Origin of the sequence: Mesobacillus foraminis (genome assembly GCF_004340465.1) — a bacterium.
Taxonomy (GTDB): Bacteria; Bacillota; Bacilli; order Bacillales; family Cytobacillaceae; genus Mesobacillus_B; species Mesobacillus_B foraminis.
In genome coordinates this window covers 138,276-160,245 of sequence record NZ_SLVV01000009.1, presented here as the reverse complement: position 1 = coordinate 160,245, position 21,970 = coordinate 138,276, and the positions used below count along the sequence as shown (strand labels likewise).

22 protein-coding genes and 1 riboswitch are annotated in these 21,970 nt (G+C 42.4%); of the genes, 2 read left to right on the top strand and 20 right to left on the bottom strand.

Annotated features, from left to right (window positions below; genetic code table 11):
* Positions 1–76 precede the first annotated feature (76 nt).
* Positions 77–766, bottom strand: a complete 690-nt coding sequence (gene prsW, locus EV146_RS17560; RefSeq protein WP_132008886.1) for a glutamic-type intramembrane protease PrsW — start codon at positions 764–766, stop codon at positions 77–79.
* 95 nt (positions 767–861) lie between these two features.
* Between prsW and EV146_RS17555 the strand changes: the two genes are divergently transcribed.
* The gene (locus EV146_RS17555) at positions 862–1,836 is read left to right on the top strand and encodes an asparaginase (RefSeq protein ID WP_132008883.1); all 975 of its coding nucleotides are present in this window, start codon (positions 862–864) and stop codon (positions 1,834–1,836) included.
* A gap of 50 nt (positions 1,837–1,886) precedes the next feature.
* Here EV146_RS17555 and EV146_RS17550 read toward each other — a convergent pair whose 3' ends face one another.
* The 10 genes from EV146_RS17550 to EV146_RS17505 all read right to left on the bottom strand — a co-directional run bounded on the left by EV146_RS17550 (position 1,887) and on the right by EV146_RS17505 (position 11,060).
* Positions 1,887–2,852 carry a YpdA family putative bacillithiol disulfide reductase gene (locus tag EV146_RS17550; protein ID WP_132008880.1) on the bottom strand — a complete coding sequence of 322 codons (966 nt, stop codon included), beginning with the start codon at positions 2,850–2,852 and terminating at the stop codon, positions 1,887–1,889.
* Between the two features lie 112 nt (positions 2,853–2,964).
* Positions 2,965–4,242 (bottom strand): Glu/Leu/Phe/Val family dehydrogenase, encoded by a 1,278-nt coding sequence (locus EV146_RS17545; RefSeq protein ID WP_121611982.1) that lies wholly within the window; start codon positions 4,240–4,242, stop codon positions 2,965–2,967.
* Between the two features lie 209 nt (positions 4,243–4,451).
* Positions 4,452–5,030 (bottom strand): genetic competence negative regulator, encoded by a 579-nt coding sequence (locus EV146_RS17540; protein WP_132008877.1) that lies wholly within the window; start codon positions 5,028–5,030, stop codon positions 4,452–4,454.
* A 116-nt stretch (positions 5,031–5,146) separates the two neighbouring features.
* Positions 5,147–5,935, bottom strand: coding sequence for a metallophosphoesterase (locus EV146_RS17535; protein WP_132008874.1), 789 nt, complete (start codon positions 5,933–5,935; stop codon positions 5,147–5,149).
* A 31-nt stretch (positions 5,936–5,966) separates the two neighbouring features.
* Positions 5,967–6,368, bottom strand: coding sequence for a hypothetical protein (locus tag EV146_RS17530; RefSeq protein ID WP_132008871.1), 402 nt, complete (start codon positions 6,366–6,368; stop codon positions 5,967–5,969).
* 168 nt (positions 6,369–6,536) lie between these two features.
* A complete protein-coding gene (locus EV146_RS17525) occupies positions 6,537–6,995 on the bottom strand; it encodes a DUF2663 family protein (protein WP_132008868.1) in 459 nt (152 codons plus the stop codon).
* 128 nt (positions 6,996–7,123) lie between these two features.
* Positions 7,124–7,909, bottom strand: coding sequence for a LysM peptidoglycan-binding domain-containing protein (locus EV146_RS17520; RefSeq protein WP_132008865.1), 786 nt, complete (start codon positions 7,907–7,909; stop codon positions 7,124–7,126).
* Positions 7,902–8,507, bottom strand: coding sequence for a CPBP family intramembrane glutamic endopeptidase (locus EV146_RS17515; protein WP_132008862.1), 606 nt, complete (start codon positions 8,505–8,507; stop codon positions 7,902–7,904). Before EV146_RS17515 ends, EV146_RS17520 begins: the two co-directional genes overlap by 8 nt.
* Positions 8,485–10,002 (bottom strand): RecQ family ATP-dependent DNA helicase, encoded by a 1,518-nt coding sequence (locus EV146_RS17510; RefSeq protein WP_132008857.1) that lies wholly within the window; start codon positions 10,000–10,002, stop codon positions 8,485–8,487. Before EV146_RS17510 ends, EV146_RS17515 begins: the two co-directional genes overlap by 23 nt.
* The gene (locus tag EV146_RS17505; protein WP_132008854.1) at positions 9,993–11,060 is read right to left on the bottom strand and encodes a YpbB family protein; all 1,068 of its coding nucleotides are present in this window, start codon (positions 11,058–11,060) and stop codon (positions 9,993–9,995) included. Before EV146_RS17505 ends, EV146_RS17510 begins: the two co-directional genes overlap by 10 nt.
* 288 nt (positions 11,061–11,348) lie before the next feature.
* On the opposite strand from EV146_RS17505, the gene EV146_RS17500 reads away from it, so the two are divergent.
* Entirely contained in the window at positions 11,349–11,597 is a 249-nt protein-coding gene (locus EV146_RS17500; protein ID WP_121611972.1) for a ferredoxin, read from the top strand.
* A gap of 108 nt (positions 11,598–11,705) precedes the next feature.
* Here EV146_RS17500 and EV146_RS17495 read toward each other — a convergent pair whose 3' ends face one another.
* From EV146_RS17495 to resA, 9 genes are all read right to left on the bottom strand, one after another.
* Positions 11,706–12,284: an ECF transporter S component gene (locus EV146_RS17495; RefSeq protein WP_121611971.1), complete on the bottom strand. Its 579-nt coding sequence runs from the start codon at positions 12,282–12,284 to the stop codon at positions 11,706–11,708.
* 163 nt (positions 12,285–12,447) lie between these two features.
* A riboswitch (FMN riboswitch) is annotated at positions 12,448–12,580 on the bottom strand.
* Between the two features lie 340 nt (positions 12,581–12,920).
* Complete coding sequence (locus EV146_RS17490) at positions 12,921–13,691, bottom strand: peptidoglycan DD-metalloendopeptidase family protein (RefSeq protein ID WP_132008851.1); 771 nt, start codon at positions 13,689–13,691, stop codon at positions 12,921–12,923.
* A 150-nt stretch (positions 13,692–13,841) separates the two neighbouring features.
* A complete protein-coding gene (locus tag EV146_RS17485) occupies positions 13,842–15,074 on the bottom strand; it encodes a negative regulator of sigma-X activity (RefSeq protein ID WP_132008848.1) in 1,233 nt (410 codons plus the stop codon).
* On the bottom strand, positions 15,055–15,597 hold the full coding sequence (gene sigX, locus EV146_RS17480; protein ID WP_132008845.1) for an RNA polymerase sigma factor SigX: 543 nt from the start codon (positions 15,595–15,597) through the stop codon (positions 15,055–15,057). Before sigX ends, EV146_RS17485 begins: the two co-directional genes overlap by 20 nt.
* Before the next feature lie 236 nt (positions 15,598–15,833).
* Positions 15,834–17,615: an ATP-binding protein gene (locus tag EV146_RS17475; protein ID WP_132008842.1), complete on the bottom strand. Its 1,782-nt coding sequence runs from the start codon at positions 17,613–17,615 to the stop codon at positions 15,834–15,836.
* Positions 17,612–18,328: a response regulator transcription factor gene (locus EV146_RS17470; protein ID WP_121611966.1), complete on the bottom strand. Its 717-nt coding sequence runs from the start codon at positions 18,326–18,328 to the stop codon at positions 17,612–17,614. Before EV146_RS17470 ends, EV146_RS17475 begins: the two co-directional genes overlap by 4 nt.
* A 208-nt stretch (positions 18,329–18,536) precedes the next feature.
* On the bottom strand, positions 18,537–19,724 hold the full coding sequence (gene ccsB / locus EV146_RS17465; protein ID WP_132008839.1) for a c-type cytochrome biogenesis protein CcsB: 1,188 nt from the start codon (positions 19,722–19,724) through the stop codon (positions 18,537–18,539).
* 11 nt (positions 19,725–19,735) lie between these two features.
* Complete coding sequence (resB, locus tag EV146_RS17460; protein WP_132008836.1) at positions 19,736–21,364, bottom strand: cytochrome c biogenesis protein ResB; 1,629 nt, start codon at positions 21,362–21,364, stop codon at positions 19,736–19,738.
* A gap of 26 nt (positions 21,365–21,390) precedes the next feature.
* Positions 21,391–21,915 (bottom strand): thiol-disulfide oxidoreductase ResA, encoded by a 525-nt coding sequence (resA, locus tag EV146_RS17455; RefSeq protein ID WP_132008833.1) that lies wholly within the window; start codon positions 21,913–21,915, stop codon positions 21,391–21,393.
* Positions 21,916–21,970: the final 55 nt, after the last annotated feature.

Sequence of the window (21,970 nt, the reverse complement as noted above, 5' to 3'; positions counted from 1 at the left end):
TGTAAACTATTAAAATTTAAGATTAAACCTATTTTTTGTAAGGAAAGTATTTTTATACAAAAAAATAAACCCCTCGTTAAGAAACGAAGGGTTTTTTTATCAAATGGCTGTCCTGCATATGGTGCGCGCTTAATAGTCGGGCTTTTTTCACTTTTTTCAGGCCCAGATACCATAGGAAAATCATGAATGGAATCATTGGCAGAAGCCAATCCTCAAGCATGATCAGAATATAGTTATAACTTCCGTGCAAAAGGAAAGGAATTAAAAGAGACAGGAGAAGCCATTTTTTCTTGGACTCTTTCGCAAACTTGCTTTTTCCGAGATAATAGCCCATGATAACTCCAAACAAGGCATGACTGGAAACAGGGAGAAGGGCACGGCCAAGGGCATACTCAAGTCCGTTTGCGAACAGGTAGAAAATGTTCTCGATCGTTGCAAAACCAAGTGAAACAGATGCACCGTAGACAATACCATCATAGGGTTCGTCAAACGAGGTATGCTGCAGGACAGTAAAATACAAAATAAACCATTTAAAGAATTCTTCAAGGAGTCCCATAGTCAGAAACGGCTTAAATAACACGCCCTGAACAACATTCTCTGCATCAAGGACATATTGGATGAACATGATCGGGAACACAAGCAATGAGCCAAAAATAAAGGATCGAAATACAATCGATAAGGGCTCTGAATCATATTGGTCTTTTAAATAAAAATAACTCAACAGAGCCAATCCGGGAGCAATCCCAGCAGTAACAATTCCCAGCATCAGCTTATCCTCTTTTCAATTTGTTTTATTAATCGTATCATGATATAGGAAGAAAGAAAATGGATTCTTCCTGATTCAATGTAAGGAGGTACCTGATTTTGGAAAAAAATATTCTTTTAATCCATACAGGCGGAACAATATCAATGAGTGAAGATACAAGCGGAGCCGTAAAGCCTGGAGCTAAAAATCCACTGACGGAAGAGGCCCAGATTCTCTCCGGCCTGGCAAACCTGATCGTCGAGGAACCTTTTAATCTTCCTTCTCCCCATATAACTCCAAAAGAAATGATGACGTTAAAACATATTATCGAACAACATTACAATCAGGGCGGTATTGACGGGGTTGTCATCACCCACGGTACGGACACACTGGAGGAAACGGCTTATTTTCTTGATCTTACGGTACAGGCAGACCTTCCCATCGTCGTTACCGGAGCAATGCGCTCCAGCAATGAAATCGGAGCAGATGGACTATATAACCTCATTTCATCCATCAGGGTTGCCTTGAGCAGGGAAGCTAAGGGAAAAGGAGTCCTGATCGTTCTGAATGATGAGATTCATACAGCAGAAAATGCCACAAAAACACATACCAGCAATGTTTCTACTTTCCAAAGTCCCCAGTACGGACCAATTGGAATTGTCACAAAAAGAGGGATCTTCTTCCATCATATGCCTGCCAGCCGGGAAAATTATCAAATTGAGGACCCTTCAAAACGGGTTGTTCTTATTAAGGCTCATGCAGGAATGGACTCCTCCCTGCTGTTGGCAGTTAAAGAATTACAAGTTGACGGAGTGGTCATAGAGGCATTAGGGCAGGGGAACCTTCCGCCATCAGCCATGAAGGGAATCAGGGCACTAATTAGTGACAATATACCTGTAGTGATTGTTTCCCGATGCTTCAATGGAGTCGTCCAGGATATATATGGCTATGAAGGCGGCGGGAAGCATCTTAAAGACTGCGGTGTTATATTTTCAAATGGCTTAAACGGACAAAAAGCAAGAATCAAACTTTTGATCGCTTTAGCCATGACAAACAATATGAAGGAAATTGATAAGATGTTCAGTCTATAGATATGTTACCAAAGAAGGCAGGCCAATCAATGGCCTGCCTTCTTTGCCAGTTACCCCCTCTCCTGGATTGCTTCCGCTATTTGCCCTCCATGGAAACGTCCGTTTTCAATAAAGATTTCATTCGCATTATTTCCTGCCGCGATTACACCGGCAATAAATATACCGGAAACATTGGTTTCCATCGTTTCTGGATTATGAATGGGCCTTCCAGATTCATCATCTATTTCCACACCCATTCTTTTTAAGAATGAATGATCAGGATGGTATCCGGTCATGGCAAAGACGACATCATTTTTTATTGTTTTCTTAGCCCCATCCACTTCATAGGCAACAGATGTTTCAGTAATTTCCTGAACATGGGCATTAAACTCCATCTTAATTGTACCGTTTCTCACTAGGGAATCGAATTCAGGCAATATCCATGGCTTAATGCTGTTTGAATATTGATTTCCCCTATACAAAACGGTAACTCTTGCTCCCGCCTTTACAAGCTCCAATGCTGCGTCGACACTGGAATTCTTCCCCCCGATCACTGTTACATCAAGGTCAAAATACGGGTGTGCTTCTTTAAAATAATGATGGACTTTTGGTAGCTCCTCTCCTTTTACACCCATGTAATTAGGGTGATCATAGTAGCCAGTAGCTACTACTGCATAGCGGGTGCAATAAGAATTTTTATTTGTCTGTACCTTAAAAGTGCCATCAGACTGTTTCTTTACATCCAGCACCTTCTCGTAAGAATGAACACGCAGATTTTCACGCTTCGCTACTTCCCTGTAGTAGACCAGTGCCTGGTTCCGTTTAGGCTTATGCTGTTCGGTAATGAAGGGCACGTCCCCAATCGAAAGTTTTTCACTGCTGCTGAAGAAGGTCTGGTGTGTTGGATAATTATAAATCGCGTTAACGATATTTCCTTTTTCAATTATAAGAGGCTCCTTGCCAATTTTCTGCAGAGCAATGGCAGCAGCCAGTCCGCAGGGCCCGCCTCCTATAATAATCACATCTTCTTGTTCCAACTAATACTCACTCCCTATAACACAAAAAACTTTTAACATCTGAATAACAGAAAAAATCTCCATCCTTTTGGTAGGAGATTTTTCATTAAGCTGCACAATTAGATTGAAGGTGTTAAATCCAGCCCCTGAATCTGCTCGCCTCGGCCATTTTCCGAACTCCGACCATATATGCGGCCAAACGCATATCCACCCGCCGGCTATTAGCTGTTTCATAAATATTTTCGAATGATTTAACCATTACCTTTTCCAGCTTCTCTTCCACTTCTTCCTCTGTCCAGTAGTATCCTTGGTTATTTTGGACCCACTCAAAGTAAGAAACGGTTACCCCGCCGGCTGAAGCCAATACATCCGGAACAAGAAGGATTCCTCTGTCCGTCAGTATTTGGGTTGCCTCGAGCGTCGTAGGCCCGTTTGCAGCCTCAACAACAATGCTGGCTCGGATATTATGAGCATTCTCTTCGGTTATCTGGTTTTCTATGGCAGCCGGCACAAGAATGTCACAATCCAATTCAAGAAGTTCCTTATTGGAGATTGTATTGTTAAAAAGTTTTGTTACTGTGCCAAAGCTGTCCCTGCGATCAAGCAGGTAGTCGATGTCGAGGCCTTCCGGATCATGAAGGGCCCCATAAGCATCAGATATGCCTACCACCTTTGCCCCGGCATCATGCATGAATTTTGATAAAAAACTACCCGCATTTCCGAAGCCTTGTACCACTACTCTCGCGCCCTGTAAATCAATCCCCTTCTTTTTGGCCGCTTCTCTGATACAAATGGTAACACCTTTGGCAGTTGCGGATTCACGTCCATGAGATCCACCCAGAACCAATGGCTTTCCTGTAATGAAACCTGGTGAGTTAAATTCATCAATCCGGCTGTACTCATCCATCATCCAGGCCATGATCTGTGAATTGGTAAACACATCGGGTGCCGGAATATCTTTTGTTGGCCCGACAATCTGGCTGATTGCGCGCACATAACCCCGGCTCAGCCTTTCAAGTTCCCTGAAGCTCATGTCCCGGGGGTCGCAGATGATACCGCCCTTTCCCCCGCCATATGGGAGGTCTACTATTCCACATTTCAGACTCATCCAGATCGAAAGAGCCTTTACCTCTTTTTCAGTAACATTCGGATGAAAACGGATACCTCCCTTTGTAGGTCCGACTGCATCGTTGTGCTGAGCCCTGTAGCCAGTAAAGATTTTGACAGATCCATCATCCATGCGGACAGGAATCTTGACTGTCATCATTCTCAACGGTTCCTTCAGCAGCTCATAGACTTCTTCGGGATAGCCCAGCCTCTCTAAAGCCTTATGAATAACCGTTTGCGTAGAGCGAAGAACATCATTTTTTTCTTCTATATTTACATTTTCATCGTTGTTTGGGGCTACCATTTCCGGAATCCTCCTAAATTGCTTTTGCGGTTGTATGCCGCTTTCATGACATAGTATACACCACTAGTATTTTAATGCAAGAATAAAACAAACAGTTTTCAAAGATTTAAACAACCTGGAATTATTGAATAAAAAAAGAATTCTTTTCTCTTCTATTTCACTCTTTTATCATCGGCTAAACAATAAAAAACAGCGGCAGCTCCGCTGTCTTATGAGAAATGACGGACAAGGGTTTCAACTGCTTTGTCCTTAATGATTGTTTTTCCATATTCAATAAGGCGGTGGATGCTAAATATAGAGGGATTTCCATATTCCGCCAGAAGCGAGACGACTTTTTCAGGTTCCTGGAGCTTGCCGCCCATGGAGAAATAATACACATTGTCCAGGCAGTAAAGGCTGCCTCCCCCTATGCCTGCTGCGGAGAGCCTCTTTGACATCTGGATGACGTCATCAATATTCGGAAATTCAAAGAGAATGTCATCGCAGCCTTCGACAGAAACCTGCATTTCTATATAGCCTTCATCAAAAGGTTCATCCTCAAGCACTTCATCTTCCACTGTGACAATCATGACCATCCCCTGAGCTTGAAGGGAGAAAATTTCAACTGCTACTGTTCCGAGTATCTCCAGCCCAAACTCATCACTTGCTTCTTCAAGCATATCATGAAACAGCTGATGCCACTTCAGTGAATCCTTCCAAATATCTTCCTTAGTTAATCCCCGGTCTGACAGGTCATCAGAGGTAAGGAATATTTTAATCTTATTATACGTCAATCTTTCTAAGCGCATTTGTATGCCCCCTGCCATCAACGAAGCTCTTGTTTTCATTTTATGAAATAATTGCAGGATGGTGATTTAATTTAACTTGTTCAGTGAGCACTGTTTCTTTCCATATTTTCCAGCCATCAGTCCCTGCCAATGCTTGTACTTGTCAGAGTAATGAGATGGGTTTCTGCGGGAGCACCAAGCCTGAATGGCAATGCTGTCGTTCCATATCCGTTGCTGATAAATAAAGTGGTATTTTCTTTGTGCCTTATGCCTCCTAATTCGTAAGGTCCATACCCAAAGAGTCTGATCTGTCCCCCATGGGTATGCCCGCTCAAAACAAGCTGGATTTGTTGTTCGGCGGTAATCGAATACACTGCGTCGGGATTATGGCTAATGAGTATTTTAAATGCAATATCACCAACGGATTGAAGTGCTTCATCTAAATTGCATTCACCTGTCATAAAGTCATCAACTCCAAGGAGGGCAAACTCATCCCCATCCTTCGACTTTATCTTTACAGCCGAATTTTTGAGAACCTTGACACCTTTCTCGTCGAGGAGCTCATCCAGTTCGGAGGATACCTCATAATCATTATTCCCCCAGACGAAATAGACCGGCCCGATGGATTGGAGCCTCGAAAGGTTTTCTTCCATATGACTGCGCTTAACCCCTTTTTCAGCAAGGTCACCGCCAATAACAACCAAATCTGCTTTTCCTTTTACATTATGAAGCACTGTTTCACTTATAATTCGTCTATGTAAATCAGAAATAAAAAAAATCTTCACTGTGCCAAAACTTGAAGGAAGTTCCGGGAAGGAGAAATCATGAAGAATGGTCCTGTCAGCATGAGCCTCCTGATACATGTGCAAACCCAACAGGCCAAATATAATTAGAAAAACAGCAGCTATAATCAAAAAAGTACCCATTTCCGCTTCCTTTCTCGGACAAAGAATAAGTCTAGGCTTTCATTCGCTTTTTTTCTGCTCCATATGTAAAACTATTAGAAATCATACCATATACAAACGAAAAACAGAACAATACTGCTGTATGCCAGAAGCTCATCCTGAAGAGGATAAAAAACGCCGCTAAAAATATCGAGTAAAATAGCAAGTCACTTGCATTTATAAACGCTTCCCTTTTTAGAATTGAAATGAACCCGGAAATCAGGGTTCTGAAAAAGCTCCCATAAGCCATAAACCCAATAATCAGGGCATTGGCTGCTGCTAAGAATTCAATCGGGTGAAACAGCAGTTCTGCAAAAAATTCTGCCGGATGAAAGGGTGTTTCAACTGGAATCCAAACAATAATCAGGTATCCGCAAATAAAACCCAAAGGCAGCTTTAATAATTTTGCCAACATAAAAAAACCTCCCACTGTAGTGTATGAGAGGATCATGTTTTATTGCCCTTAAAAATTCGTTCATTGAGTACCAGAAGTCCTGAGCCTGGTTGGTCCAGTTTTATCAGCTTATGTTCACTGTCCCCTCCTTTGACTGGGACCGCCATTCCGTCCAAGCTATCTGGGAATTTATTTATTTTCATGAAACAAATTAATATCATACATTTTCTTCATCATTTCAAAAACCAGATGCCTATTTTTCCATTCATCCTCTTTTTTCCACAAATCTTTGCTTTTATCAATGATTTCACACCGCAGTGCATGAAATTCTTTTTCCGCTTTTTCCCGCTTTTCTTTTAAGAGATTCATCAGTCCGAATAAGCCAGCAGTCAAAATTAGAAAATATAAATTGGGCGAACGGCTGACAAAGACAGAAAAAACTTCATAAAAAGAATAAGAATAGGGCTTAATTGTCGTAAGGTAAAGATATGCCAGGAATATACCGGCCATGCCAATGGTTGCCCACATCACAATTAAATGGTTTTTCTTGAATTTATCGAACTTCCTTTTCCTTTGAACGACATTATGCAGCATTCTTCTTGTTGCTTGATCTGTCCTGCCATCAAGATTCTGAATCAGTTGTTCCATACCAATCCCTCCTCAAGATGAATATATGAACTTGTCCCCAAATATATGTAATTATGGATTAATAATGCCCGGGCCTCTGGAGAACTTTTGGGCGCACAAAAAAAGCCACCCATATTGATGAATGGCTTTTATTCTTTCAAAGGTATTTTCAGAACCTGTCCCAATTGAATTTCATTTCCCTGAAGGTTATTCGCTTTTCTGATGATCTCAATTCCGGCCTGTGATTGATAATATTTCATGGCAACCCGGAACAGTGTTTCCCCAGATTGTACGGTATGATAGATCACTTTTTCCTTTTGCGTATTTTCGGGTTCAGGTTTAGGACTGACTCCACCCTGCTCATTTTGGGATGGTGGTTCGCTTTTCTGAGGTGCAGGCTCCGGTACAGATACCACTTCCTGCCTCTTAGAAGCTTTTATGGTAGGTGTCTGCTCTTCTTGATCAGTCGAGGCCGCTGGCGCATCCTTGCTTTCAGATCCAGTTACAACTGACTCTTTTGGAAGAGGAGCAGGATCAACAGAAACAGGTTCTTCCTTTGTTCCCGGCTCCTTCTCTTCTATTTTTACAGGCAGAAATTCGTCCTGGATATCCTTTTCGCCTGATACATCTTTTTCCTTTTCAACTGAAATGGTCTCATATCCGCCAGTTTCCACAGGGTTTTTCCCCATCGTCCCAACTTTTCCATTTAGATAATTGTAGGCGCTGAAAACCGTGATGGGCAGCAATATAAAAAATAAAACCAGCATCCGGATCACGGGATATTTTAATTTAATTTTATTTTTGTTCCTTTTTTGAGAATGAACCCGGCTTCTAGGCGGAATTTCATCGCCTGAAACGGGTGCAGTACTCTTATTGCGCTCGATTTTTTTTCGCAGCCGTTCTGCCTGGTCGCGATAAGGATCTTCCTTATTCATTAAACATCCCTTCCTGTTTGCCGCTTTTCTTTAAGCTGATTGAAACCCCAAGGAGAAAATCGATGACAAAGTGCATCATAACTGTTACAGCCAAATTTCCCGTCGAATAATAAATATACCCAATTACGAAACTAAGAAATGTGATATTGAAGAATAAAAACCAATTAAACAAATAACGATAATGTACAAGGGCGAAGATAATGCTGGACATAAACAGGCCAAAATGAGTCTGAATGACGCCACGAAATAGAAGTTCCTCACTAAACGCGACAAGAGCCGCAATAACAGCTATATGTGGAATACTTCGATTTCGGAAAATCCTTTCATTTAATCCGCCATCATCGTAGAGCGAAGATGGCAAAAACCTCATAAGCGTTAAATCTGCAGCTACCACAGCCAAACCTGCTGCTGCTCCAATCGTCAGAACACGGGAATCCTTCCACTTAAATAGAGTCGAAATATCCGATATCCTGTCAAATAATATAATACCTAATAAAAAGGAAATCGTTAAGAGTAAAATTTGAGTTAAGTAAAGATGCATCAAAAGTTCCTTATCCGATAAACCCTTAACTAGTTCACTGTATTTGTTCTTTTTCATCTGTTTCGCTCACTTGTCTCAGAATGGACGCTAATTCTTTCTTCCAGTCATAATAGGTCGGCCCAGCTGCAGGTACAGGCTCTTTTTTATAAAAGTATTGTTCATTATTGAGTTGACAATTGCTGCAGCATTTTTGCGGCCTTGAACTTGAAGGTTCTCCGAAGTAGTTCAGAATAAAAGAACGTTTGCAGCCTTGGTGCTGAATATATTGAAGCATTTCAAAGATCTTCGTTTTCTTCATTTGAAGCCGTTCAGTCACATAATTTCCCATCTTCTTCTGGATAATGCTGAATGCTTCTTTAGATCTGCTTTCTATAAAATCTGCAGAAAACCTCCACTGAGTTTCAGTAAAGCCACAGTAACCGGTAAATAGCTCTTCATGCTGCTTTATCTCTGACATTGAAATACTTTTTTCTTCCGCAGAACTGAACAGCCTTTCAATTTGAAATTGATCCGGAAGCTCCCCTTCGGCCAATTGGAAACTTAACTGTTCATCTCCTGCAGAGTAAAGCAATATGGCAATACTTTCGCTGCCGTCCCTGCCGGCTCTTCCAATTTCCTGTAAATAAGATTCCAGCTGAAGCGGCATGTGATAGTGGATTACATAACGAATATTTTCTTTGTTGATCCCCATTCCAAAAGCACTTGTGGCACAGACAATATTAAGCTGTCCATTAATAAATTGCTGCTGAATCAATATCCTGTTTTCTTGCTCAAGCCCCCCATGATAAGCCATTGCCCTTTCCCCTTTTCCCCTTAACATGGCGGCAATTTGCTCAGCCATCTTTTTGCTGGAAAAATAAATAATACCAGGACCCTGAAGGCTGGCAGCGAGCTCGAGAACACGCTTTTGTTTTTCTTGATAGCCTGCCTCTTCCACACTTATGGAAATTTCTGGCCTGTCCACCGAATAGATAAATTCATGAATCTTTTCCAGCCCAAGACATTTGACTATGTCTGCCCTTACCTCCTCTGTTGCGGTAGCTGTCAATGCAAGGGTTAAGGGATTCCCCAGTAACGACCGGAAATGGCCCAGCTTTAAATAATCAGGCCTAAAATCAAATCCCCACTGGGAGATACAATGTGCTTCATCTACTGCCAGAAGGGATATATTCATTTCCGAAAGTCTTTCCAGGACTGAATGCACACCCAGCATCTCTGGGGAAATAAAAATAAATTTATATTCATGCAGGGAGCGAAGCACCTGCTTTTTCTGGTCAGGAGATAAAAAGGAATTCAATGCAACAGCACGTTTTTCCCCTTTAGCCTTCATTTGTTCCACCTGATCCTGCATTAAGGATAGCAGCGGTGATACAATAATTACCTGTCCCGGGAGCATGTATCCCGATAATTGATAACAAAGGGATTTACCTGTTCCAGTTGGCAGCATGGCCAGGGTATGATGGCCAGAGAGAATCGAATTAATGGTTTCTTTCTGGCCGGGCCTGAATGTACTGAAATTAAAGTAATGCAATAAAGATTTTTCTATTTCCACTTTTGATCACCATTTCTGGCCAGTACAAGCCTTATTTCAAAGTAGCTGGCATCCTCTGCGTATTCTCGGATAAGCTTTAGCTTTTTGGCTGAAGTCTCCTTTGCCGCTTCCAGGATTCTCTTCTCTTTGTCCTTTGGCACATACGCGGCAAGGTCAAAATTTTTTATATGCAGTGCGATTTCAACAATATGGTCTTCAATCGTGCTTCTTTTTAAATTTCGAATCCTGGAAATTTGCTCCACTGTATAACCTCTGTTCAAAAGCTGAAATGTCTTTTCTGTCGACAAGGTGAATGGGACAGGCTTTTCAGCTTCAGGAATTAGGGCATTTAGAAGCGGAAACTCAACAGCCTCATCTGATACAGTCCCAATCAGAAAGTGAAGGATATTGAGGAATTCCAGCTGATACCTTGTATGGTCCATTCCCAGCAATTCTGCAGCCTGTCCTGATGTAAGCCCAATTCTGTCTTGCCCAGTTAGCCTCAACACCAGTATGGAGGGATCAATCGTCTTATCCCTCTGGAAACAATTCAATAGCTCTAAAAAAAGAGTGCTCGACAGCCCCATTCTTCCTTCTTGCCGTTTTTTAATGAAGGCTTTAACCCAATCCAAAGTTTCTAGTTTGTTTTGAATGGGAATAAAGCTCTTTTTTTGATAGACAAGATTAGAACATACTTGCACAAGGATCGAGAGCCTCTCCCAAAATAGTGCAGTTAAATGATGGTGTCTCCAGCCATCCAGATACTTTGGCGGGAGCGTATTTGCCTGGAAGTATTCACCCAGCTTTAAATCCCCCGTACTGGTTAAGATAAAATGTTCGTTCGATTTTTTATCAAGCAAGCTTTTTTTCTCCATCCTTTCAATTTGCCTTGCAAGCTCTTCCCGGGAAATAAAAGGGAAGGCTTGAAAAAAAGGAGTGAGATGGTATAAGTGAGCATCCTGTATCGTTTGGGAAGACTTTTTCCCTTGATACAAATGGTACAGTGAAAAAATCGTCCGTTCACCTTTCAACTGTTTTAAACAGTAGAGTATGACGGCTTCTGTGTAGGTTATCTCCATAAAAACACCTGTCTTAGGAAAACTTAAATCACTTGCATTATTTTAATGTAAGTCCATACAAATAATAATACAAGGATTTTTCTCACTCTATCTTACCATGAAACATATAGCAGCAGTCTAAAACTATTTAAATGGAAACCACAGCCAGCCCTTTGCTGATAAGCATTCTCAATACTTTTTTTATTGAAAAGTTGGTGATACAGATTTACAATAATACTTGAGGATGATATTTTCTTAAATTGGTCACGATAACGACAACAAATTGTTTATAATACGGGAGGTTATTTCATGGCAAAGTATACGATTGTTGACAAAGAGACTTGCATTGCTTGCGGTGCATGTGGTGCAGCTGCTCCGGACATCTATGATTACGACGATGAAGGCATTGCTTATGTAACATTGGACGAAAACGAAGGTATCGTTGAAATTCCGGATGTGCTTGAAGAGGACATGATGGATGCATTTGAGGGCTGCCCTACAGATTCCATCAAAGTAGCTGACGAACCATTCAATGGAGATCCATTAAAATTCGAGTAGTATGAATTCGTACATACTGTCCCTTCCTGTCTGGAAGGGATTTTTTTTGTCCACCAAAATAAAAAGCAGGGGGAATGTTCCCCGCTGCTTCTTTAGCCAGGCGCATGTTTATGCGCTTTTATAATGCTGCTTATTAATCCAGCTTCCCATCCTGGTGAACAGGAGCATAAAGACAACTGTAATCATTAACCCTTTGATAAGGTTGAATGGAAGGATTCCGGTCACGATCATCTGCCTTAAATCCGGAGATGCCATCGCAGGCATATTAAGGAAGATTGTATACGCAGGCATGATGACATAATAATTGAGAATACTCATTAGAATGGCCATAGTGGCTGTGGCTGTGACAAGTGCAAACACCATTCCTTTTTTTGACCTCATTTTATTATAGATATAATAGGCCGGCAGAACGAACAGGATCCCTGCTACAAAGTTGGCAATATGGCCAACAGGCACACCGGTCGCACTCCCTGTCATAAAGTAATCGAGAATATTTTTTATAAATTCAACAAGTATGCCAGCCACCGGTCCAAAAATTAAAGCTGCGACCAATGCAGGGATATCACTGAAATCCACCATTAAAAAATTTGGAAACACTGGCAGCGGGAAATTCAACAGCATTAACACATAGGCAATACTGCTGAGCATTCCTATTGACACTAAAGCTTTGACATTCAACTTCTTCATTTTCCTCTCTCCTTTTTGAGATCCACCTCAAAGAAGAAAGGTTCGGCATCATCGTGTATAGCCCCCTAAATTTAAAAACCCCAAGCTTTTGGCTTGGGGAGAAATATTAGAGGCATACCTAATAAACGTTCAAAAACGTTTTATTTTTTGAACGCTGCAGAACCTCCACCTTCTCCCATCCAGACTTTACTGTCGGCTTTGGAATCGCACCAAATCCTGCCTTGCGGCTCGCGGGCTTAGAGCTCATTGTGCTCATCACCGCCGGTCGGGAATTTCACCACGCCCCGAAGATAGATCATATTTAGTTACAAATATATTATACTTAAAGCCGGGGCGTTTGGGAAGAAATAAATCCTGAAGCAGAAGATGACAAAGGAGTCCTTCCTGTTAAAAACCTATTCATGCTTGTAACACAGAAAATCCGACCGCGTAGATCACATCAGTGAAACCAGGCCATGTGTCTAAGGAAACTTGCCTGGACCAGACTGCGAGCTTTGGGTGTTTTCCAGTATGCAAGCTCATTCTCCCTTTTTCCCCCAATCGTCTGTAAAAATTCCACTCGAACGCCCCCAGGGACAAAGTTTAATCACATGGGTATCTTTGAATAATCCCCGCAGCCCTCTCGCTTGATATGATTCACGAAGGTACGACCAATGTTTGGTTAATCCGAATAAAATTGTTTTTCAGCCTATTTTTTTGTTTAATGGCTTCAACACTAGAATCATATTGCCGGGCGATGGACCATAAGGTCTCTCCGTTTCTTACAATATGGGATATGGCTTGTCCATTATTAGAAGACTCTTTATCTAAGGGCTTATGCGCTTTCTCTTCCGTTATTGAACCTGAGGTTTCTAAAGAAGCAAGAGAATTTCCTCTTTCCTGGGCAGCTACAACCTGTCCAATTTTTGATGTTCCGAATGCCATCTCCGGATTCACGGCATTCTCTTTTCCATATGTCCATTCATGCCGATGGACTTCAAAATGCAAATGGACGCCTGAAGAATCACCTGTATTCCCCATTTCTCCGATAAATTCCCCTTGGCGGACCGTCTGACCTTCAGCCACTTTCCTCGTTTTCAAGTGAGCGTAAACCGTTTCAAAATTATTTTGATGTTTGATAAAGATGACGTTTCCGTATGTATCCGAATAATAGGATCTCGTAACAATACCCCCGTCAACAGTATAGACAGGGGTTCCGAGATCTGCTGCAATATCGATCCCTTTGTGCATGCCTTTCCTGGTTCCAAATATATCTGAAATCTCGCCATCCGCCGGCCAGATCCATTGGGATGTTCCCTTTGACTCTGAAATTGTCTGGGCCGAAGGATGTTTCCCTCCAAGGAAAAGCAGGCTTACGCACAGTGCAATGATTCCGGCGATTAAAAACCGCCTTATGTAGTCACGCATTTTTATCCTCCTAGTTAAGACTCTGCTCACTAAAGTATGATATCCGGCTCCTATTTAGAACATCAATCTAAAAAGCAAAAGCTGGAAACACACGTGTTATTATTTTGTCACTCGAGAGATTTTATACAAAAAAAACAAAAAAAGAGGGGCTCATTCGCCTACCTCTTTTTCTCCTTCTATTATTTTTTTATTTGGACCCACAGGAAGCGGTAAGACTTCTGACAGATCAAAAGGGCCAATAGAATCTGGAGCAGCATTTTCCAAACGAACGGCTTCAAACCCAAAGTTTTTGGCAGTCAGCATAATAGCCTCGAGGCTGTGCAGGAAATCCCCAGGCAACCTCGATCCGTCAGCCAGCTTTATGAGGAGCACTTTCTCGTCATGACTTAGAGAAACGAGGTCATCCCTGAATTGCTCGGGCAGCGATGCTTTTAAACCAAGCTCTTTTCGGTCCTTGAGCATCTGCTGAAGAGCTTCAGCTACTGTGTCATAGCTCTCTTCTGCCGGGACGATATAAGGGTTCGCATTTCCTTCCGGATAATAAAAATAGTAGGCATGCCGTTTCCTGTCTTTGATTTGAAGCTCGGTCACATTCCCGGTATTCCCAAGCTCTATCCCCTTTTGGCCTTCCGTGCTGAAATTGATTTTCTTCACTCGCTCGTAAGGTAATGATTGTGCCAATATCCTTTCAAACGCTGTTTCTGAAGCTGAGCCTGAGCCATACTGATGGTCAGCAGGAACATCTACATGAACTTCCTCCGTCTCCTCTATATAGCTTAGCTGGGCATTAAGCGGAAAATAGTCAGCAAGTCCCCATTTTTCCTCTTGTAGGGTCTTCATGGTCTGCTCAAAAAGCTCGAACCACGTTTCCCCCCCCTTACTGTGGACCAGCACTGTAATTGGAACAGCAATCTGTGCATTTGGTTCAGGGATCGCATATGTCAGCACATTGTAGCCATTTATATCCTCTGAATAGACAGCTGTGGGCTGATCCTGTTCGAGAGGACCATCCTGCATTTCCGAGTTGGGCTCGACAGCAGAATCATCATTCGAAAACTTCATTTGGTTATTTCGGGATACAGAATCCCCCGCATCCTGGGACTCTTCTTTCATTTCGGTTTTCGCCAACTCTGCTCCCGACTCTGCCTTTTCACTATTCGAAGCACTATTTTGCCATCCAGACAGCGACGGGGAAAGGATGAGCAGAAGAATAAGTGCAGCACTGGCGGCAACGCTTGGTACAAGCCACCCTGGCAGTCTTTTTCTCGTCCTTTTTACTGATAGATTTTGATAGATTTCTTCCGGGGAGCGTTTATCTGTAACTTTGGGAAGGTCCCTAAGCAAATTTTCAATCTGTTTTTCGCTAAGGTCTGACTTTTTCACTGGGCATCACTTCCTTTTCAGTTGCTTCCATCAGCTTTTTTAAGGCCTTTATCGCTCTGTGCTGTGTTGTCTTTACTTTACTCTCCGTCCATGAAAGAACCTCAGCGGTTTCACTTATAGACAGTTCATGAATATATCTAAGAATGATCACCATCTTCTGGTCAACCGTGCATTGATCCAGGCATTCGTACATTCGCTGAATAGTCTCCTTTTGCTGGGCAAGCTCCTCTGGCAAAGGCATTTGGTCTCTGACCTGGGCTGCAGAGAAATCAAGTTTCTCCAAAAGCCACTGCTTCCATCCTTTCTGCTTCCGAAAATGATCGATGGCAACATTTTTGGCGATTGAAAAAAGCCAGGTTTTTTCACTGCTTTTCCCTTCAAACCGGTCATAGGCTTTAAGCACGCGAATATACACTTCTTGTACAAGGTCCTCGGCTAGTTCCTTGTTTTTAACCATATAGAATAGGAATCTGTAAAGATCCTGATGATATTTTTGATACAGAATATCAAAAACGGAGTCCATTGGTTTATCCCCTCCGTATGCATATTATTAGTCGTAATTAGAAAGAAAAAGTTTCATACTAACTATATTCCGTTTTCAAGATAAAAGGAAGAATGTTTTGCTATCTCCAAAAATAAAAATCCATCACGTTGGATGGATTTTTGCCATATATGCCAGCTGCTTTTCACCGGGCAGAATCATGCCTTACCCCAGTAGTGTTTCTCATGAATCAAGATAAGTCGGCATAATCTTATAAATTATTCAATACTGCGCGGAATAAAAAAGGAAAATGTCGTTCCTTGTCCCAGTTTGCTTTGGACCGATATAGTGCCTTTATGGGCATCGATGATATTTTTGGCAATTGCCAGGCCAAGCCCCGTACCTGACCTTCCTCTGGTCCGGGATTTATCCCCCTTGTAGAAACGTTCAAAAAGGAAAGGCAAATCTTCCTCCGGTATTCCCGTTCCCTCATCCTTCACTTCAAAGTATAGTCCACGGTCTACTAGTTTGACCTTGATCATAATAGACGCAGGGCCTGAAGTATGCCTGATTGCATTATCGAGCAAGTTTGTCAGCACTTGTTCTATACGATCTGGGTCAAAACGGATAGCGTTACTGTCGCCGGATTCCATTACGGCAGAAAGTTCTATTCCCTTTTCTTTAGCAAGAGTCTGAAATTTGCGAATGATCCGATTGACATAAGGATGAAGATCCACCGTCTCCAATGAAAGCTGAATATGCCCTGCCTGCATCCTCGCAAGGTCCAATAATTCATTGACCAGCCTTCCCATCCTTAAGGATTCGTCATATATAATCTGTGCCATTTCAACCTTTTCTTCATCCGTCTGGGCTATGCCATCAACAATCGCCTCACTGTACCCTTGAAGCATCGAAATCGGTGTTCGCAATTCGTGTGAAACATTGGCGATGAAATCTTCGCGCATTTTATCCAGTTTCCGTTCCTCTGTCATATCCCGTATAACAGCTACAGCTCCCCGGATTGTTTTTTTATTGTAGAGAGGGCTGACAATGATTACCCAGGAGCGGCCTTGAACTTTTATTTCCCCGACTTGCTCTCGCACTGTATTGACGGCCAGCTGAAATAATTCCATTACCTCAGATGGCACCGCATCTGTATCTTCATTCGCCCCCTGTTCATAGTACCAGTAGCGCAGGAACTGTTCTGCAGGAGGATTGGTAATCAGAATGGTTCCATCCTGATTGAACGTAATTACGCCATCCGCCATGCTGCTGAGAATACTTGACAGCTGCTCTTTCTCCTGACTCAGGGCATTCATATTAAATTTCAGCTGACGCCCCATTTGATTAAAAGCTGTGGCAAGTTCTCCAATTTCATCACTTGTCAGAACTGGAAGCTTTGTGTCAAATTTACCTTTTGCTACCTCGAAGGCTGCCTCCCTCATTTTACGAAGAGGGGCTGTAATCCTGGTTGACAGGAAAAACGCAAAGATGGTTGTAAGAACAATTGCCACCCCTGCGGCCAAAAGGATAAATTTTGCGGTCTGCTGAGTGGTTTCCTCCATCACTTCTAGTGACTGGTAGATAAATACTGCCCCGTCTCCCCCTTGAAAATCCTTAAGAGGGACACCAATGATAAGATAATCCGGTCCCTTCTCCGTACCGGATGGATAAGAGACAATTGTATTAACCGGTTCATCTCCTTCAAAGACGGCGGCAAGGTCTTTATCATTCAGCAAATACCCCACTGGAAGCATCCGCGCATTTTTTGTTTCAGGAGAAGAGAAGTAGTTTTCTCTATCCTGAACAATTGCAGCGCTGGTGACTTCGTCTATCAGGCCCCATGATATCTCAAGACCCATCTCTAGTTCGTCCCCACTGTGAGCCTTCAGGTTCTCGGAAATCTTTTCAGCAGTATAAGTCAATTCTTTTCTTGTCTCACTTATATTGTAATTCTCGAAAAACTCCAAAAGCATCACTGTTAAAATAAACAGAACAAAGGAAACGAGCAATAGGATGGTAAACCATAATTTACCTACTACGCTGCGCCAGAACATCATTCATTGACAACCTCGAATTTATAGCCGACCCCCCATACAGTCACGATCATCTTGGCTGCCTGTTCCGAAACTTTATTGAGTTTCTCCCGCAACCGTTTAACATGGGTATCCACTGTCCTCAGATCACCGAAAAATTCATAATGCCAGACCTCTTTAAGCAGCTGTTCCCTGTCAAAAACTTTATCGGGCGCTTTCGCAAGGAAATATAATAGCTCGTATTCCTTAGGTGTTAAACTAACCTCTTTTCCCTGTGCGGTTACCCTGTGGGCATCGTTATCAATGGTCAAATGAGGGAAAACGATTACATCCTTTGTTGTGGTCTCAGTTTGAAGATAGCTGGTACTGGAAGACCGCCGGAGCATTGCTTTTACTCTCAGGACCACTTCTCTTGGACTGAATGGCTTGACAATATAATCATCCGTCCCCACTTCAAAGCCCTGAACGCGGTTGACTTCTTCGCCTTTAGCTGTCAGCATGATTACAGGCGTCGATTTCTTCTCACGAAGTTCCCGGCAAACTTCCAGCCCGTCCTTACCGGGCATCATCAAATCCAATAAAATCACATCATATTCATTAGCTAAAGATTTGGCAAGGGCCTCATTCCCATCCTCTGCCTCATCGATTATATAGTTTTCACGCTCTAAGTACATTTTCAGTAATCTTCTAATTCTTTCCTCATCATCCACTACTAAAATTTTTATTTCCTTTTCCATTGCTATCCCTCCTGTGATTATTTTACTTAATGATATCTTAAGTAGCTATTACTTTTTATCTTTTCCATGATGGAAACCTTAAGCGCCGCCTTAATTTAGACATATTTATTACATATTACCTCTTATCATCATCGATATGTATAATTTCGCCATAATTGTATGAAAAAAGCCTCCACTAATACGTTAGCGGAGGCTGATAGCCAGGCGTCTAGGAGCCTGCATAGGAATGCAGACCTGCAATTACAAGATTGACAGCAACCAGGTTGAACATAATAATGATGAAACCAATCACTGCAAGCCAGGCAGATTTTTCTCCATGCCAGCCTTTAGACAGACGGAGATGAAGGAATGCGGCATAAAACAGCCAGGTGATTAAAGCCCATACTTCCTTCGGATCCCATCCCCAAAACCTTGTCCACGCAATCTGTGCCCATATCATGGCAAAAATCAACGCACCCAGAGTAAATACAGGAAACCCGATTAATACTGACCTATAGCTGATTTCATCCACTAAATCCAGATTAATATTCTTTACAAGCGGTTTAAGTGAAGCTGCAAGCCTTTTTCGAAGGATCAATCGAAGCAAACCGTACAGGATCAGCCCTGCCCCTAGCGACCAGATAACAGTATTCAATTTTTTTGCATTAATAATGGCCGGTGTTTCCACCATTGGTTCAAATTTCCCTTTCGCAGCCAATTGGCCTTCATGCGGACCAACTAATGCCGGCATCTGGTAGTCATAGGCAGCCTCGGCGCCATTCTTGTCGATATAATTAAATTTGGCTTCATAGCCGGCAGCGGAGAATGCAGTGGAAACTATAATAAAGCCTAATGTAGCAACCATGCCGAACATGACTACTTCAAGCCACAGGGTACTTTTGCTTTTCACAGTCTGATCGACATGTTTAATTAGATAAATCAGTCCGGCTGCGAATGAAATTGCCAGTATTGCCTCGCCAAGTGCTGCTGTCGTGACATGGATATGCAGCCAGTCACTTTGGAGTGCAGGTATGAGCGGGGATATTTCCCTGGGGAACATACTTGCATAAGCAATGATCAGCACAGCAACAGGCAGCGTAAATACTCCCAACAACGGTGTTTTATATATAAAGTAAATAGCGATGAATGCACCAACCAGCGCCATCCCGAAAAACGTCGTAAACTCAAATAAATTGCTGACTGGTGCATGTCCTGCAGCAATCCAGCGCAAAATAAAGTAACCAACCTGGGCGATGAACCCTATGATTGTAATAATAATTGCAATAGCGGCCCATTTATTGGGTCCGGTCTCCCTTTGTCCATCCTTCTTCGCTTTAATTGCACCACCAAAAAACGCAGTCGCGATTAAATAAAGGATAAAAGCTGTATAAAGTAAATTAGAGCTTAGCGCTGCCATGATTTTCCCCCTTACCCATTCTTTGCATCTTCAGCTTGTTGTTCTGCCGGAGCTTCCATTCCGGTCCCCTTAAATATTTCTTCAAGCTCTCTTTTTAAGCCATGCCAGTTTTTATTGGTATGCCCGGCTGTCCACAACTGCCCGTCTACATTCCTGACCCACAGGCGCCGGTGGTTCCAATAGGCACCCTGAACGACACCAATCATAAAAATAAGTCCTCCCAGGGCAATGATCCACAGTGTAAGGTCCTTCCTGACTGTAAGAGCTGCAACATTTTTGGTTTCTGCAGCCTTAAAGGCCATTTTGTATTGATTATCACCATTTGGCTCGATTGTTTCCCGGATGGCGACAAAACTTACTTCCCCTTCAGGCTTATCAGGTGTTTTCATTTCGAAAACAAAGGCAGGGTTGTTAGGAATTCTGGATTTCGTCGTTGGATTCCCATCTTCGCCAAATTCAAAATCCGGAAAATAACTCAGCACTTCAACCGAATACCCTTTGCCAAGATCATACTCGGATTTTGGATTGTAAAGATCAATCTGAATCTCTCCGAACTCTTCCTGGGTTTCCTTGTTTTGAAGGGCCAGCGTCATTTTATTTAGTTCATTTAGTTTATAGTCAACCTGATAAAGGGCAAAGCCTTCAAATTTGAGCGGTTCATTGACCCTGATTTCCTCATCCTTCACTTTTTCCAGTTCAGGTGTTTCCCCAGGGATACTATCGCCCGCTTTCTTGTACAGGGTTACATTCGATTGATAGTTTTTAGCAACCATGCCCGCCTTATCAATTGCCTGTTCAAAGACTTCATCTTCTTTTTCTTTATCGTAAACTTCAAGGATGAACTGGTTGTTCTTAAGATAATACTGCCCTTCTGTTTCAGGAATTGCCTTTGTTTCGCCTTCCCTGATCCAAAGGACACTGTCGATGTACATCCCCGGTACGAAGCGCAGCATTCCCCCTATTAGAAAAATGATGAGTCCAACATGATTTACATAGGGACCCCATCGGGAAAACCGGTTCTTTTCTGCAAGAATATTTCCGTTTTCTTCACGAATTTTATAGCGCTTGGACTGTAGGTTTCCCTTTAGCTTCTTAATGGATTCCTGGTCAGGAGCTTCTGCAGAAATTCCAAACAGCCTTTGCCTCTGCAGGAAGCCTTCGTGACGGGTAACCCTCTGCTTGTTCAAGGCCCTGTAAAGTGGTACTACCCGGTCAAGACTGCATATTACCAGTGAGACTCCAATCGAAGCTATCAATAATAAATACCACCAGGAACTGTATAAATTATGAAATCCAAGTTCATAATAGAGCTTTCCGAACCAGCCATATTGCTCTTCATAATACTCAGCGGCAGGCATGACAGGAGGGATATACATTTCCTGGGGCAGAATAGTCCCGAAAGCTGAAGCAACCAGTGTGACAACAATCAGCCACACTCCTACTTTAACGGAAGAAAAGAAGTTCCACACTTTGTCAATAATGGTTTTATTGTAGGTTTGGGACCTTCGGGCGCTTCCTTCATACCTCATATCCAGGAGTTTTTTCTGCATTTCTTTTTCTTCAAGGACTTTGCCGCAAGATTCACACAGAACTGTCCCATGCGGATTTACATGGCCGCATTCACATTTTACTTCATTCATTATTAAGACTCCCTGTTTCCTTTACATTAAGGTTTTATTTCTTCCATGAATTGGCGGACTGTGGCTTCTGTCAATTCCCCTGTATGGGAACGGACAACCTTTCCATCTTTGTCAATTAAAAAAGTAATTGGCAGGGGATCAATTCCATATGCCGTCTGGACCTGCCCATCACTGTCTATCATGACCGGAAAGCTCAGATTATGCCGTTCGATGAACTTGTTTACCGCTACCCTGGATTCGCCGACATCGACCGTCAACACTTTAACTCCCTGATCCTTAAAATTATTGTACTGGTGGTCAATATAAGGCATTTCCCTTTCGCACGGTTTGCACCATGTTGCCCAAAAATTTAAAAATACCCCTTGTCCGCGGTAATCAGAAAGTTTATGTTTTTCGCCATTCATATCCACTAATGCAAAATCAGGTGCCGTTTTTCCAACTTCAACCCTTTGGATATCATCCTTTGTGAAATTGGCATAAAGCGTATAGCCAACCGCCGCAGCCAGGACTAAAAGAATGACAGTCCTGATTGCAAGTCGCTTCTTTTTCATGTTAGTCCCCCCAGTTTCACCTTATTATATCATTAGAAATCATCAGGTGAGGTTA